The sequence below is a fragment of the Myxococcaceae bacterium JPH2 genome, from assembly GCA_016458225.1.
Taxonomy (GTDB): domain Bacteria; phylum Myxococcota; class Myxococcia; order Myxococcales; family Myxococcaceae; genus Citreicoccus.
The window spans coordinates 353,930-367,918 of sequence record JAEMGR010000010.1; the positions used below are offsets into that span (position 1 = coordinate 353,930).

Annotated in this window: 11 protein-coding genes, 1 tRNA gene and 1 pseudogene; 4 read left to right on the plus strand and 9 right to left on the minus strand. The window is 70.0% G+C overall.

From position 1 onward, the window contains the following. Positions 1-8 precede the first annotated feature (8 nt). Both JGU66_18895 and JGU66_18900 read left to right on the plus strand, forming a co-directional pair. A complete protein-coding gene (locus JGU66_18895; GenBank protein MBJ6762837.1) occupies positions 9-1,142 on the plus strand; it encodes a hypothetical protein in 1,134 nt (377 codons plus the stop codon). Between the two features lie 182 nt (positions 1,143-1,324). Further along, a complete protein-coding gene (locus tag JGU66_18900; GenBank protein MBJ6762838.1) occupies positions 1,325-1,861 on the plus strand; it encodes a hypothetical protein in 537 nt (178 codons plus the stop codon). A 42-nt stretch (positions 1,862-1,903) separates the two neighbouring features. Here the strand turns inward: JGU66_18900 and JGU66_18905 are convergent, their stop codons facing one another. Next, a complete protein-coding gene (locus tag JGU66_18905) occupies positions 1,904-3,523 on the minus strand; it encodes an MBL fold metallo-hydrolase (protein ID MBJ6762839.1) in 1,620 nt (539 codons plus the stop codon). A 107-nt stretch (positions 3,524-3,630) separates the two neighbouring features. After that, positions 3,631-4,416, minus strand: a pseudogene (locus JGU66_18910) (carbohydrate-binding protein). A 642-nt stretch (positions 4,417-5,058) separates the two neighbouring features. On the opposite strand from JGU66_18910, the gene JGU66_18915 reads away from it, so the two are divergent. Together JGU66_18915 and JGU66_18920 are read left to right on the plus strand one after the other, a co-directional pair. Then, the gene (locus tag JGU66_18915) at positions 5,059-5,958 is read left to right on the plus strand and encodes a zinc metalloprotease HtpX (GenBank protein ID MBJ6762840.1); all 900 of its coding nucleotides are present in this window, start codon (positions 5,059-5,061) and stop codon (positions 5,956-5,958) included. Positions 5,959-6,077: 119 nt separating this feature from the next. Next, entirely contained in the window at positions 6,078-7,025 is a 948-nt protein-coding gene (locus JGU66_18920; GenBank protein MBJ6762841.1) for a TerC family protein, read from the plus strand. Positions 7,026-7,041: 16 nt separating this feature from the next. Here JGU66_18920 and JGU66_18925 read toward each other — a convergent pair whose 3' ends face one another. The 7 genes from JGU66_18925 to JGU66_18955 all read right to left on the minus strand — a co-directional run bounded on the left by JGU66_18925 (position 7,042) and on the right by JGU66_18955 (position 13,937). Then, entirely contained in the window at positions 7,042-7,332 is a 291-nt protein-coding gene (locus JGU66_18925) for a hypothetical protein (GenBank protein ID MBJ6762842.1), read from the minus strand. Positions 7,333-7,525: 193 nt separating this feature from the next. Then, positions 7,526-7,597 (minus strand) — tRNA-Val (locus JGU66_18930). An 86-nt stretch (positions 7,598-7,683) separates the two neighbouring features. Beyond that, the gene (locus JGU66_18935; protein ID MBJ6762843.1) at positions 7,684-7,962 is read right to left on the minus strand and encodes a hypothetical protein; all 279 of its coding nucleotides are present in this window, start codon (positions 7,960-7,962) and stop codon (positions 7,684-7,686) included. 21 nt (positions 7,963-7,983) lie between these two features. Continuing rightward, positions 7,984-8,409 (minus strand): hypothetical protein, encoded by a 426-nt coding sequence (locus JGU66_18940; GenBank protein ID MBJ6762844.1) that lies wholly within the window; start codon positions 8,407-8,409, stop codon positions 7,984-7,986. 7 nt (positions 8,410-8,416) lie between these two features. Then, complete coding sequence (locus JGU66_18945; protein MBJ6762845.1) at positions 8,417-10,033, minus strand: Hsp70 family protein; 1,617 nt, start codon at positions 10,031-10,033, stop codon at positions 8,417-8,419. 75 nt (positions 10,034-10,108) lie between these two features. After that, positions 10,109-12,205 (minus strand): ATP-dependent helicase, encoded by a 2,097-nt coding sequence (locus tag JGU66_18950; protein ID MBJ6762846.1) that lies wholly within the window; start codon positions 12,203-12,205, stop codon positions 10,109-10,111. A 46-nt stretch (positions 12,206-12,251) separates the two neighbouring features. Then, entirely contained in the window at positions 12,252-13,937 is a 1,686-nt protein-coding gene (locus JGU66_18955; GenBank protein MBJ6762847.1) for a HEAT repeat domain-containing protein, read from the minus strand. Between the last annotated feature and the right edge of the window lie 52 nt (positions 13,938-13,989).

A 13,989-nucleotide genomic window follows, 5' to 3' on the forward strand; every position in this document is an offset into this window, starting at 1 on the left:
AGCGCGTGATGCGGATGAACATCGCCTTCGCCGCGTGGCTGTGGCTGAGCGCCGGGAGCGCTGCAGCCCAGGCGCCAGCGCCCGAGGCCCCGGGCGCCGCGTTCGGCAGCGACCTGTCCAGCGGCTACTGCGACTGGGTCCAGGGCACGAGCGACGCCGAGACCGCGCTGCTCTTCGCGCCCGAGGTCTTCGCCTCGGTGGGCGTGGTCAACGCGGGAGAGGCCGAGGGAGGCACCTCGTCCAATCCCCTCGGCAAGCCCAAGGCCCGGGTGACCGCGGGCCTGGACTACGACCTCATGGGCATCTACCGCGGCGTCACCCTGCGGCGGCGCGCCGAGGCCGAGTGTCGCCGCTACCGCGCCCTGGCCACGCTCCAAGCCGCCGTGCTCCAAGGCAGCACGCTGTGCGAGTCCGCCGCGCTGGAGGCCCGAGCGCACTCGCTGGAGACGTCCCTGCCCCGCGCCGAGGCGCTCCTGGCCTCGCTGCGCAACGACCTGCGCGACGGCAACGCCACGCTGGAAGAACTCAACGCCGTGCAGGTGCGCCTGGATGGCCTGCGCTCGCTCGCGAGCGACACCGCGCGCGCCATGGACCGACTGGCCGTGGTGCCCCCCGAGCCCATGGGCCGCTCGCTGTCCGCGCTCCTGGCCGAGTACGAGGCCGCCGACGACGCGGTGGAGGCCATCCTGGGCGGACTGCGCCGCGCCGACGCGTGGGGGTTGGACCTGCGCGGCGGATACGATCAGGTCTTCGAGACGACCCAGGACGTGCCGCTCTTCGGACAGCTCACGCTCTCGTACAACCTGGGCCACCTGTGGCAGGGCTCGGCCAACGCTCGCGCGCGACAAGGGCGCCGGCGCTCCGAGAAGGAAGCAGTGGAGGGTACGCCCCGGCGCATCCAGGCCACGTTGGCCGAGCTGCGCGCGCTGCGCGACACCGAGACGACGCGCCTGCGCGAGGTGAGCGCGCTGGTGTCGGACCTGGAGGCCCAGCTCTCCGAGGTCCAGCGACTGGAGACCCGCCAGGTCCGGCGCTTCCGTGACTACCTGGAGCTGGAGCTGTCGCGACTGCGCGCGGAGCAGGCCTATGTGGGGACGCACCTGGCCTCGCTGCAGGCGCTCCTGAAGACCGAGGGTCCATGAAGCGCCTGCCTGGGATGCTCGCGTGGGGCCTGTGCGCCGCCGCGCTCACACTCACGCTCGAGGAGGCCCGGGCCATGGGCAAACCCAAGCACGACGCGTCTCCACCGAAGGCCGCGCCTTCCGCCCTCCCCTCGGGCACCGGCCCCGAGCCCGGCCCGCTTTCGCGCGTCTCGCCCACGAGCATGAACATCACCGAGGGCAAGCCGGGCCTGGGCCCTGGCGATGTCTTGCAAGTGAACGAGCCTCGCCTGCGGGCCGTGGTGCCCGGGCCGCATGGCTCCGACGTGGCGCTGCGCTTCACGTGGCTGGGCGACAGCAGCGTGACGACACCGCTGGCCTCGGGGGAGATGCGCAAGCAGCTCGGCATCAAGCTGCGCGCGCTCGATGGCTGCAACGTCATCTACGCCATGTGGCGCATCGCGCCCCGCCCCGGCATCGTCGTCAACTACAAGCGCAACCCCACGCTGCACACCAGCGGCGAGTGCGGGAACCATGGGTACTCGCTCGTCGCGCCCCAGCAGCAGCTCTTCGTGCCGGCCCTGCGCGTGGGAGTCCCGCACACGCTGCACGCGCGCATCGAGGGCACGCAGCTGAAGGTGTGGGCCGATGGCGCGCTCGTGTGGGCCGGCGTGCTGCCCGCGGACGCGCTCACCCTGCTGGGCCCGGGCGGCCTGCGCACCGACAACGTGCGCGCCAACCTCGAGCTGTTCACGCACTGAGGCCCGCCGCGCGAGAGACTTCCCGCGCGCGGCCCGGCTTCGTCAGTAACGGGGCTGCGCGTCCGGCGGGGGCGCGCGCACGCTGTCCGTGTCCTCCTCGCCCTCCTCGTCCTGGAGCGGCAGCGCGCACACGGTGGAGCCATTCATCGGGCAGTGCCCCTGGGCCTCCAGGTCGAACTGCCAGCGGTGCCGAGGGCACACGAGGAAGCGGTCCTCCTCCACCCAACCCTCGGCGAGGTCCGCCCCCTGGTGAGGGCAGTAGCGCTGGATGGAGTAGCGCTGGCGTCCGGCGGTCACCACGGTGCGCTCGCGCTGCGCCTCCGTGGCGCGCAGGCCCTCGCAGAACGCGCGCATGTCCTCGATCTCCACGCCCAGGAAGCCGTGGACGATGGGCTCGTAGACATCCGGGATGCGGCTCAAGCGCATGCGGAAGGAGAGCAGGAAGTCCTCCCAGTTGAGCTTGCGATCCAACACGCGCGAGATGTCCCACGCGTTGACCTTCATCGTGTACCGCTCGCCATCGAGGATCTCCGAGACGACGTCCACGCGCCGCCCCTGGAAGTCCACCCGCAGCAGGCGCTCGGGCACCTCCGCGACCTCGACGTACATGGGCATCTTCACGCGGTCGTGCAGATCCAACAGGTCCAGCTTGCGCTGAAGCTCCACGCGCAGCCGCTCGTGAATCTCATCGACCTCGGCGAGCAGCAGGTTGCGACGCCGCTCTCGGAACACCTGGGCCTGGGATTCGGCATAGGTGCGCAGGTACTCGTGGAGGTTCTCCGAGGTGACGCGCTCGGTGGCGAGCGACGAGTACGCCAGCGAGCCGACCTCCAGCACGTCCCCGGGCATGGGCTCCAGGTAGCGGACGGGGACCTCCGGCAGGCGCTGCTCCAGGAAGGAGAACAGGTCCGGGGCGCGCGGGAAGATGTTCACCTCCTCGAAGTTCAGCGCGTACAGCGCGGGGTCGAGGAAGCACGCCGGCCCCGCCGCCGCGATGTAGGCCGCGGGGCGAATGGCCTCCAGCGCGCGCGCCACCGCCTCGAACTTGCTGTCGCGCTTGCTGCGCGCGACCTCCGAGTACTTCTCGGGCGGGTACTCGTAACAGGTGGGGTGCCAGATGGCGCCGGAGAACTGGGCGGAGAACACGTCGATGGGCCCGTCCTCGGCCGACACGCGCGCCAGGCGATCATGCAGCTTGCAGTCGTTGAGGTTCAGGAAGCAGTGCCCATCTCCGCGCACGAGCAAGGCCGAGTCGCGGTTGGTGCCCTGCTCGGACAGGAAGAGCTTGATGTAGCCGTTCTTGATCGGCAGCTCCCGTCCGTCCTCGCAGGCGATGACGCGCTTGCAGCCGTAGCGGGCGAAGATGTCCTGCAGCTCGGAGCGGCGGAACCGCGGGACGATGACCGTGAAGTCGCGGCGACGGAGGGTCGCGAGGAACTCCGGGTCGAAATGGTCCTTGTGCTCGTGGCTGATGTAGAGGAACCGCTCGACCCCGGGCGTCTCCAGCTTCTCGCGCACCAGCGAGGCCAGGTGGTGGTTGCGCGGCAGCTGCATCCAGGCCGAGTCAAAGGCACCCTTCGGAGACAGCCATGGGTCCATGACCACGAGCGTTCCAGCGGTCTCGACCGCGAAGCCAGCGTGGCCCAGGAAGGTGATGTGCATGAACGTCGCCCCTCGGAGATGTGCGTTGGCGGGAGGAAAGGCTGCGACCCTCTCCTCCCGCCGGCCACCTGCCCGACAGTCGCGGGCGGGTGTCGAGGCGCGAACGACTACGGCTGGATCTCGCGGACGCTCATCCACTTGAAGTCCACGTCCGTGGCGCTGTCCCAGCGGAACGTGGCGATGGGGCCGCCCCAGGAGATGGGCATCTTGGGCACGCTGCCGCCACAGTGCTGCGCGTCACCGCCCCATGCCCCATCGTCGGTCAGGTCGTAGACCTTCTTCCAGGTGACCTTGTCCGCGTTGTCATTCAGATACAGCTCCAGCTTCACCGCGGGGCCCGCGGTGCCGGTGATGTTGCGCATCACGGCCTTGAAGCCGACCCACCGCCCGAGCAGCGACGTGGTGGCGGTCTTGTAAGGCACGTTGTCGTAGGAGACGTGCCACGTCTCCTTCTCCCAGCGCACGCGGCCGTCGTAATGCAGACCGCCCTTGTAGCTGCTGCCCTCGCAGCCCGAGTAGTTGTCGTTGTGCGTCCCGCCGCGCGCGTACCACGCGAAGTTGTCCGCCGAGTTCGACACGGCGTTCACCTTCATGAAGCCGGTCATCTCCACGTTCTTCCAGTCGTTGGGCGCCTGCATGTAGCCGCGGTCCGCCAACACGTCCCGGTCATACGTGGGGATGGCCTTCTGGTCGTAGCCCGTGGAGGTGAAGACCTCCATGCGGACCTTGGTGCTGCGCATCTTCCACGAGCCATCCGCGTTGCGCGTGATGGTGTCCTGCGGATCGAACCGCTTGTCGCTCGTGGCGCCGTCCGCCAGCGACCAGGACTCGCCACCGGGGAGGCTGGGGTAGAGCTGCGTGACGCCGAAGCCGTCCTTCGTGAGCGTGGGGGTCGGATCCGGCGTCGGGGTGGGCGTCGGATCCGGCGTGGGCGTGGGCGTCGGATCCGGCGTCGGCGTTGGAGTTGGATCCGGCGTGGGGGTTGGCGTGGGCTCGGTGGGGACGTTCGGCGTGGGGTCGGGCGGCGTGGTGCTCGGCGGGCTGACCGTGCCCACGTCATCGGGGGACGACGGGGTGGTCCCTCCGCTGGCGGAGCCACAGCCCAGCAAGGTCAGCGTCAGCGCGGTGGCACAGGTCGAGACGAACTTACGATTCCGGAGCAAGCGGGGTCCTTGTCCTGGGGACCAAGAGAGGGCGAGAGCCACGGCGACGACCGCCGCGACATCCTCACCGCACCGCCCGCGCTCCCGGACACCTCGCGCCCGTGGGAGCCCTGAACGGCTGGCTGCTCTCTTCGGCCCGGTGGTGACGATTCAGCCGGGATGGCTCGAACCCACCCCTCCCCTGAACACTTCCCAACATCTGCGCCAGTGCCCGAGCGGCAGCCGCCCCGCTCCCCCGCCAGGCCCTTGCCTCGCCCCGGCCCAGACTTCTGTTTTCTCGAAGCATCCCGACCAGATTCTCTATTTGTCGAAGAATGACCCGGCCCTTATCTCAAGCGTCGCCCCGCACCTGATTCGCGGGCGGGAGATGCCATGAAGAACCAACTCAAGACCGTCCTGCTGCTCGGCATCCTGTCGACCCTCCTCGTCACGTTGGGAGGCGCGCTCGGAAAAGGCTTCCTGCCCATCGCGCTGCTGCTGGCGGTGGTGATGAACGTCGGGGCGTACTTCTTCTCGGACCGACTGGTGCTCGCCATGCACGGCGCGCGCGAGGTGTCCCCGAGCGAGGCGCCGGGACTCCACCGCATGGTGGCGGAGCTGGCGCACAGTGCGCAGCTGCCCATGCCTCGCGTCTTCCTCATGGACGAGGCCCAGCCCAATGCCTTCGCCACCGGCCGCAACCCCGACAAGGGCGTGGTGGCCGTCACGACGGGACTGCTCCACCTGCTCAACGAGCGCGAGCTGCGTGGGGTGATTGCCCACGAGCTGGCCCACATCAAGAACCGGGACATCCTCCTGTCCACCATCGCCGCCACGGTGGCCGCCGCCGTGACGTACCTGGCGCACGCGGCCAGCTTCGCCACCGCGCTGGCCGGGGCGCGGAGCGATGACGACTCGGAGGAGGGCTTCTCGCCCATCCAGTCGCTGATGCTGGCGCTGGTGGCGCCGATCGCCGCCACGTTGATCCAGCTCGGCATCTCGCGCTCGCGCGAGTTCCTGGCGGACGAGACGGGCGCGCGCATCAGCGGAGACCCGGAGGCGCTCGCCCGGGCCCTGGAGAAGCTCCAGGCGGGCGCGGAGCACATCCCCGCGCCGCCGCGTCCGGCCACCGCGAGCCTGTTCATCGTCAACCCGTTCGCGGGCGTGGAGGGCATCCTCAACCTCTTCTCCACCCACCCGCGCATCGAGGAGCGCGCCCGCCGGCTGCGTGCCCTGGCCACGCGCCCTGCCCCCTATTCGAGCTGGGACGCGCCCTCCGCGCGCTTCGGCTGAACCCCTCCTCGCCGCGGATCGGCGAGCCCACGCGGTGGGGCGAGGGGCGCATTCCCTCCCCCACCTTTCGGCGTCTTCCCGGCGCCCCACACCCCGTTCGAGAGCACCGGAGAACCGAGATGGACTCAATACAAACCGTGGGCAGCCCCCTGCTGTGGGGCGGCTTCATCGCCTTCGTCATCGCGATGCTGGCCCTGGACCTGGGCGTGTTCCACCGCAAGGCTCATGAAATCAAGATGAAGGAGGCGCTCGCGTGGAGCGCCGTCTGGGTGAGCCTGGCCCTGCTCTTCAACGTGGGCATCTGGTGGAAGTTCGGGCCCGAGCCGGGGATGCAGTTCCTCACCGGCTACCTCATCGAGAAGTCCCTCTCCGTCGACAACATCTTCGTCTTCGTCGTCATCTTCTCGGCGCTGGGGATCCCCTCGCTCTACCAGCACCGCGTCCTGTTCTGGGGCATCCTCAGCGCGCTCGTGCTGCGCGCGGTGATGATCTTCGCCGGCGTGGCCATGCTGGAGCGCTTCCACTGGCTCATCTACGTCTTCGGCGCGTTCCTCATCCTCACGGGCGCCAAGCTCTTCCTGCAGCGCAACAAGGAGGAGCACCCCGAGGACGGCTGGCTGATGAAGGCCGCTCGGCGCGTCATCCCCTCCACGAACCGCTATGACGGGCAGCGCTTCCTCACCGTGGAGAACGGCCGCAAGCTGGCCACCCCGCTGCTCATGGCCCTCTTGCTCGTCGAGGCGTCGGACGTGCTCTTCGCGCTCGACTCCATCCCGGCCATCTTCGCCGTCACGCGGGATCCGTTCCTCGTCTTCACCTCGAACATCTTCGCCATCCTCGGCCTGCGCTCGCTGTTCTTCCTCATGGCCGGCATGGTGGAGAAGTTCAGCTACCTGAAGGTGGGCCTGTCCGGCGTGCTCATCTTCGTGGGCGCGAAGATGGCGCTCATCGACGTGGTGAAGATCCCGCCCGCCCTGTCGCTGGGCATCATCGCGGCGCTGCTGGGCGCGAGCATCGTGGCCTCGCTGCTCAAGGCGCGTCACGCGCCGCGCGCCAGCGAGTCCTGACGCCCCGGCGCACGCCTCAGTGCGCCAGGGACAGCTCCAGGAACTGGAGCCAGGCGACGACGACCTCCTCGAACTCCTCCAGCGGCAGGTGGAGGACGCGCCCGGGGATGGTCGTCTCGCAGTGGATGGAGGCCCGGGCCCGTGACAGGTCCAGGCTCCAGCCCTCGCCCGGGACGGCCCAGCGCTCCCGCTGCCCGTCCCGGACCGCGCGCGTCACCCGAAGCAGTCGCTGAACCGCCGAGACATCCGGCCGCAGCTCCAGGGTGAGGTAGTCCGCCAGCACATCATCCGGGGGCGGGGCACTCACGAGCGCCTTCCCCTGCAGATCCCATGTGAATCGCAGTGACCTCGGCACCCGGCCAGCGTGGCATGGGCTCTTGGCGCCCCCCAACGGGACCGCCCAGACCCAGGCCGAGGAACCAACAGTGGGAGGCCCCCCAGGGCAATGGCCAAAAGAAAAAAGCCGTGAGTCCCAGGAGGACTCACGGCTTCGTTCTTGATGGGCGCAGCAGGGTTTGAACCTGCGACCCCTGCCGTGTGAAGGCAGTGCTCTACCGCTGAGCTATACGCCCGACTGCTTTGCTGCCCGCCGCCAGCGGCGCGACGAACGCGGCGGTAAATGCCATTCGCCCGCGCCAGTGTCAACGCTATTTCGTGCTCACTCGTCCGAGAGGTCGCCGAGCTTCTCATCCAGCTCGCGCAGGCGGCGCTTCAGGCCGGCGAGCTGCTTGCCCACGGACTTGAACTCGCTCTTGGGCGCGAAGTGGAAGGCCTTCATCAGCTCCTCCTGGCCCCGGTCGAGCGCCTGCTTTCCGCGCTGGACCCGGCCAATGGTGGTGGCGATGGCCATGGCCCGGCCCTCGTCGGCCATGAGCTTCTCCATGGCCTTGCCGGACAGGCGAAGGGCCTGCTTCTTCAAGTCGTCCTTGAGTCCCACGTGACGCCTCCCCGGCCGCGCTCACGGCCCGTCGATGAACTCGGTCTGAAGCTGGGCGAAGACGCGGTCGGCGATGCCCTTGTAGCGCATGCGCTCGATGAGCGGCTGCAGGTCGCCCTTCATGGAGATGCGCCGCTTGAGGACGGCCTCCACGGGATCCAACGTGCCCAGCAGCAGTTGCTTCCAGACGGAATACGGCGCGCGGGCCAGGTACGCCGGCTCCAGCTCGTCCAGGTCGTCAGGATCATCCAGCACCCGGGCCTTCTGGATGCGGCAATCGCCTGGGACGACGTGGACGACGAAGGACTTCGCCAGCTTGCCCGGCTCGGCCTCCACCACTGCCCCGAAGTCGCCCACCCAGCCCTTGCCGGCCACGGCGCACTCGGGATCCGCGTTGGTGAGCCGGACTGCCTCGGCCACCCACTCCTTCGACGGAAACTTCGGCATCGCTTCTCTAACCTCTACGGAAGATGCTCTTGATGCTGGAGAGGAGCCCCCGGTCGTCGCTGCTCCCCGAGGCGCTCTGCGCCTGCGGGGGCGTGCGAGCCGCCGCCTCCTGAAGCGCCTTCTTCAGCGCCTCGGGCGTGTCGCGCGTCGCCAGGTCCACCTTGCGCATGCCGCTGGCGTCCTCCACGGTCACCTGGAGGAGACACTCCTCGGTGAGCCGGAAGTCGATCTTCCGCCCCGCAGCCGCGGCGGGCACCCGGACGGTGCCCAGGTACTCGTTGTCGACCATCAGGTCGCTGTCCCCCTGGAAGATGTCCAGCTCGATGAAGGGCGAGCCCGCGTCCTTGGGAGGCGGCAGGCGGAAGCTCTTCACCATGGGGATGAGCGAGTTCTTCTCGATGATGCGCTTCACCCGGCCGTTGGGCAGGGCGTAGCCAATGGGCATGGACAGCGCGTCCAGCAGCGTCACCGCGTCGATGCTGCCCAGCGAGTCCCCCAGGAGCGCCGCCCCCAGGGCCACGCACTCGTCGGGGTGCACGCCCTTGCGCGGAGGCTTGCCGAAGTGCGTCTGGATCTTGTGCTGCACGAGCGGCATGCGGCTCTGGCCACCCACCAGGATGACCTCGTCGATCTCCGAGCGGGCGATGCCCTTCTCTTCCAGCACGCGGTCGCAGATCTCGAACGTGCGGTCCACCAGGTCCCCGGTCAGCGCGTTCAGCTGCTCGCGCGTGAGGGGGATGCGCAGGTCGAGCGGCTTGCCCTTGCGCTCCTCGATGTACGGCAGGTCGATGACGACGTTGGGGATGAGGGTCAGGTCGATCTTCGCCGCCTCGGCGGCGTTCTTGATGCGCTGCAGGGCGATGGGGCTCTCGGAGAGGTCGACCTTGGTCTCCTCGCGGAAGCGCTCCAGCACGTACTCCATCACCCGGTTGTCGAAGTCCGCACCGCCGAGGAACGTGTCGCCGCCGGTGGCCAGCACCTCGAAGACGTTGCCGGCCAGGTGCAGCACGCTCACGTCGAAGGTGCCGCCGCCCAGGTCATAGACGAGGATCTTCTGATCCAGGCCCCGGTTGAAGCCATAGGCCAGCGCCGCCGCGGTGGGCTCGTTGACGATGCGCTTCACGTCGAAGCCGGCCAGCCGCCCGGCCTCCTTCACCGCGTTGCGCTGGTTGTCGTTGTAGTAGGCCGGCACGGAGATGACGGCCGCGTCGATGGGGCCGCCCAGGAACTGCTCCGCGATCGTCTTGAGCTGCGACAGCACGAAGCTGGAGATCTGCGGGAGCGTGTACAGCTTGCCCCCCGCGGTGACGGCGGCGTCTCCGTTGGTGCCCTCGACGATGTCGTAGGGGAAGTACCCCTTGAGGTCCTCCACCGCCTTCGAGTGGAACTTGCGGCCGATCAACCGCTTGGTGCCCCAGAGCGTGTTCCGGGGGTTGGTGACCATTTGATCCTTGGCCACGCCACCCACCAGGAGGTCCCCCTTCCCCGACAGCGCTACCACCGAGGGGAGGATGAGATTGCCACGGTCCGTGGGGACAATCTTCGGGATGCGGTTGCGCACGGAGGCCACCAGCGTGTTGGTGGTGCCCAGGTCAATCCCGACGATGCGAGGTCTGTCCGCCATGAAGTTCTGGGGCGTGGGCCAGGGGGGAGCACGCCCGGCTTGACTCTGTATCACGTCGCGCACGGTCGTGCGCGTTTATGGGCGGTCCTCCCCCTCGGGGCCTTCCAGGGAGCGGGGCGGAAGCGCCTCCGGTGGCGCGTCCGAGACCTCCGCCACCGCCCCCGCGGGCGACGGGGTGTTGCGCGCATACGGCGCCTCCTCCCCGGTGGGCAGTTCCTCGATGAACCGGGATACCCGGAGGAGGACCCGCTCCCCGTCCCGAGGCCGGGACGACTCGGGGTAGACCAGGGCCAGCTCGTCCCGGGCCCGGGTGACCGCGACGTAGAAGAGGCGGCGCTCTTCCTCCTCGTCCTCCGGCAGCCGGGCGACCGCGGTGAGCGGAAACCGGCCCTCGATCAGCCAGAGGACGAACACGGCCCGCCACTCCAGCCCCTTGGCCTGGTGCACGGTGGAGAGCGTGAGCTGCGTCTCCGGAGCCTCTCCGCCCAAGGCGCCGCGCGCCGAGAACTCGGCCACCAGCGCGATGTCGGCCAGGAAGTGCGACAGGTCCTCGAAGCGGGCGGCGAACTCCGCGAGCTGACGCAGGTCGTCCTCGCGGCGCTCCTCCTCGGAGAACTCCGCCCGGAGCTGCTCGGCGTAGCCCCCGGACAGCACGGCCTCGATGAGGGTGCCGGGCGCGCGCGCGGCCTCGGGCCGGGTGAGGACGCCCAGCACCTGGGCGAAGCGCCCGAAGCCCTCGGTGGCCTTGCGCGGCACGAGGGCGCGCACCTCCGAGCGACCGAGCCCCTCGGCCAAGGAGATGCCCTCGGGGAGCGCGCGCAGGGCGGTCCACAGGTGCTCGGCGCTCGCGGAGCCCACGCCGGGCACGCGCTGGATGATCCGCTTGAAGGCCAGCTCGTCCGCCGGGTTGTGCACCAGCTTCAGGTAGGCGAGCACGTCCTTCACGTGGGCCTGCTCGAAGAAGCGCACCCCGGAGCGCACGCGGAACGGGATGTCTCGCCGGGTCAGCTCCAGCTGCAGCTCCAGCGAGTGGCTGTGCGCCCGGTACAGGACGGCCATGTCCTCCAGGCTCAGTCCCTGCTCGCGCAGCGCGTGGACGCGCTGGGCCACGAACGCGGCCTGCTCCAGTCCGTCCAGCGTGCCGACGACGCGCGGCATCACGCCCGCGGGGCGCTCGGCCGTCAGGGCCTTGGGGAACTGGCGCGTGTTCTTCGCGATGGAGGCGTTGGCCAGCCGGAGGATCTCCGGCGTCGAGCGGTAGTTGCGCGTGAGCGGATGCAGCGCGCAGCCCGGGTAGCGCACCGGGAAGTCGACGATGTTGGACAGCTCCGCGCCTCGGAAGCTGTAGATGGACTGGCAGTCGTCGCCCACCACGGTGAGGTTCTTGCGCTCCCCCGCCAGGAGGTCGACGAGGTCGCCCTGGAGCGGGTTGGTGTCCTGGTACTCATCCACGAGCACGCACTGGAAGCGCTCGGTGAGCTCCGCGCGGACGGACGCGTGCTCGACCAGGAGGCGCTTCAGGTGCGCCAGAAGGTCGTCGTAGTCCATCAGGTGCATCTGCGCCTTGCGCTGCTGGAAGCGCGCGGCGGTGGCGAACATCTCGGGGGCCACGGGCAGGAACTGAGGCCGGCGCTCCACCAGCACACGCGACACCGGCTGCTGGAGGTTCGTGGCCAGTGACACCACGTCCAGCACCGCGTCGGCCCTGGGAAAGCGCTTGTCGCTCTTGAGCTTGCGCTCCGCCAGGCACGTGGACATGAGGTCGCGCGAGTCCTCGCGGTCCAGCACGGTGAAGCCGCGCGAGAAGCCGAGCAGCCCCGCGTACTGCCGCAGCAAGAGGTGCGCGGCGTGATGGAAGGTGCCAGCCAGGATGCGCCGCGTGTCCACCACGGCGCCCGCCAGCTCCTCCACGCGCCGGGTCATCTCTCGCGCGGCCTTGTTGGTGAAGGTGAGCAGGAGGATGCCGTCTGGCGACACCCCGCGCTCCAGCATCCGCGCCACGCGGAACGTCAGGGTGCGCGTCTTGCCCGAGCCCGCCCCGGCGATGACGAGCACGGGGCCTGGATCCGCCTCGACCGCCGCGAGCTGCTCGGCGTTGAGGAGCGCGGCGTAGTCGATGCCCAGCGAGGGCGTCGCTGGAGGCTGAATCGACGAGGGCGCGCGCGTGAGCATGGGCGCGGAGACTCTAATCGCCAGCCGCGCGCGTGCCAGTGTTGGATCAGGGCTTCGGCGCGGATGCGAGACGGGCAGCGGCCACCGCGCGCACCTCGGGCGAAGGATCCCGGTCCTTCGCGCGCTCCAACAGGATGCGGCCCACCTGCTGGGGCAGCTTCGCGCTCACGGCCTGCAACGCCGCCGAGCGCTCCGTCACGCCCTGCGCCAGCCGCTCTCCCACCTGCTCGTCCGCGCACGTGCGGGCGTTGGGGGTCTGCTGTCGCAGCAGCAGCTCCGCGTCCGCCAGCCGGGCCTCGGCCAGCCGCAGCGCATCCGTCGCGGTGCGCTCGAAGGTCGCCAGGTCCTCGGAGAACTCGGTGCGGGCGGCGCGAGCACGCGCGATGGCCTGCGTGGCGAGGCGGGCGTCCACCACCGCGGCGCACAACTGACGCGCGGCGGCCAGGGGCACTCCCCCCTCGGAGGACACGGTCTGCTCCCGGGCCACGTCCTGCGCCCACAGCGCGAGCTGTCGCGCCGCCACGGCCGCGGAGAAGGGCTGCTTCCGCTCCTCGCGGATGTGGATCCACCGCCACAGCACGACCGGATCCGGCGACCCGGCGTCGAAGGCCCGCTGATACTCGGTGGCCGCCAGCTCCAACTGCCCGCGCAGGTCCAGGAGCGCGGCCTCCGTGAGGTACATCTCCGCGCTGCTCGCGCGCTCGTGGAGTCCCTCCAGGCGGCTGGCCACCTCGTACTCGGCCACCTCCGGAGGCAGCGCCGTGAGCACCGTGCGCAGCGACGCGAGCGCGTTCTGGCGGATCAGCGGGTTGCGCGCCGAGCGCAGCGCCTCCAGCAACGGATCCAACACGCGCACCGTGACGTGCTGTCCCAGCTCCTGCGCGGCCTGCCAGCGGTCCAGCGGATCCGGCGCCACGAGCGCCCGCTGGAGATCCTCCACGCCCCGCAGGTAGTGGCCCGGCAGCGAGGCCCGCACGAGCGGCTCCGGGCGCTGGAACGCGGCCTGCTCCGCGCGCGCCTGGGCGAGCCGCGCCGGGAACCGCGTCAGCTTGGGCCCCAGGGGATGCCCCTTCACCTTCGCCTCGGCCTCGTCCACCAGCCCCGAGACGAGCAGCCCCTCCACCTCCAGCTCCAGCAGCCGGACACGCGCCTCTTCGCGGTGCCGCCCCGCCGGGTACTGCTTCAGGTAGGCGAACAGCGGCGTCGCCCCCGAGGCCCGCGTGAAGGACTGATCATCCAGGCGCGCCTCCAGCTCCTGGCGGCGCGGATCCTCCGGCGCCTCGCGCATGAGGGACGCCAGCCGCTGCGCGTCGGTGCCGTCGGCCAGCTCTCGCTGCTCGCACGTGAGCAGCTCCGCCCGCGCCTCGTCCTTGTGGGCGCCGTCCGGGTGGTCCGCGAGGAACTGACGCCACGCCGAGGCGCTGTTCGCCTCCTTCGCGGCATTGAAGCGAAGGCCCTCCAGCAACGTCCGAGCCGTGCGCGCCTGGGCCGCCTCCGGGTACGTCTCCAGGAAGCGCTTGTAGGCAATCACCGAATGCAGCCGCTTGGCGTCCTCGAACTCCAGCTCCTCCAGACGCGCCTCGGCGGCGTCCGCGTCCGCGTGCTTCGGGTTGGCGCGCAGGAAGTCGCGGTAGCCCTGCACGGTGTCCACCTGGGTCGCGCGCTCGTACGCAGAGGGCACACACCCGGAGGCCAGCAGCAGGACGACAAGGGCACGGCGAAGTCGTGGCATTCGCGTCCAGCCATACCCCACCCGCCCCGCGCGGCAAACCCGAGGCCCGCCG

Bases quoted from the DNA above. Each gene is read 5' to 3' on its own strand.
- JGU66_18895 (MBJ6762837.1), top strand. From the start codon at position 9: ATGCGGATGAACATCGCCTTCGCCGCGTGGCTGTGGCTGAGCGCCGGG.
- JGU66_18900 (MBJ6762838.1), top strand. From the start codon at position 1,325: ATGAACATCACCGAGGGCAAGCCGGGCCTGGGCCCTGGCGATGTCTTG.
- JGU66_18905 (MBJ6762839.1), bottom strand. From the start codon at position 3,523: ATGCACATCACCTTCCTGGGCCACGCTGGCTTCGCGGTCGAGACCGCT.
- JGU66_18915 (MBJ6762840.1), top strand. From the start codon at position 5,059: ATGAAGAACCAACTCAAGACCGTCCTGCTGCTCGGCATCCTGTCGACC.
- JGU66_18920 (MBJ6762841.1), top strand. From the start codon at position 6,078: ATGGACTCAATACAAACCGTGGGCAGCCCCCTGCTGTGGGGCGGCTTC.
- JGU66_18940 (MBJ6762844.1), bottom strand. From the start codon at position 8,409: ATGCCGAAGTTTCCGTCGAAGGAGTGGGTGGCCGAGGCAGTCCGGCTC.
- JGU66_18945 (MBJ6762845.1), bottom strand. From the start codon at position 10,033: ATGGCGGACAGACCTCGCATCGTCGGGATTGACCTGGGCACCACCAAC.
- JGU66_18950 (MBJ6762846.1), bottom strand. From the start codon at position 12,205: ATGCTCACGCGCGCGCCCTCGTCGATTCAGCCTCCAGCGACGCCCTCG.
- JGU66_18955 (MBJ6762847.1), bottom strand. From the start codon at position 13,937: ATGCCACGACTTCGCCGTGCCCTTGTCGTCCTGCTGCTGGCCTCCGGG.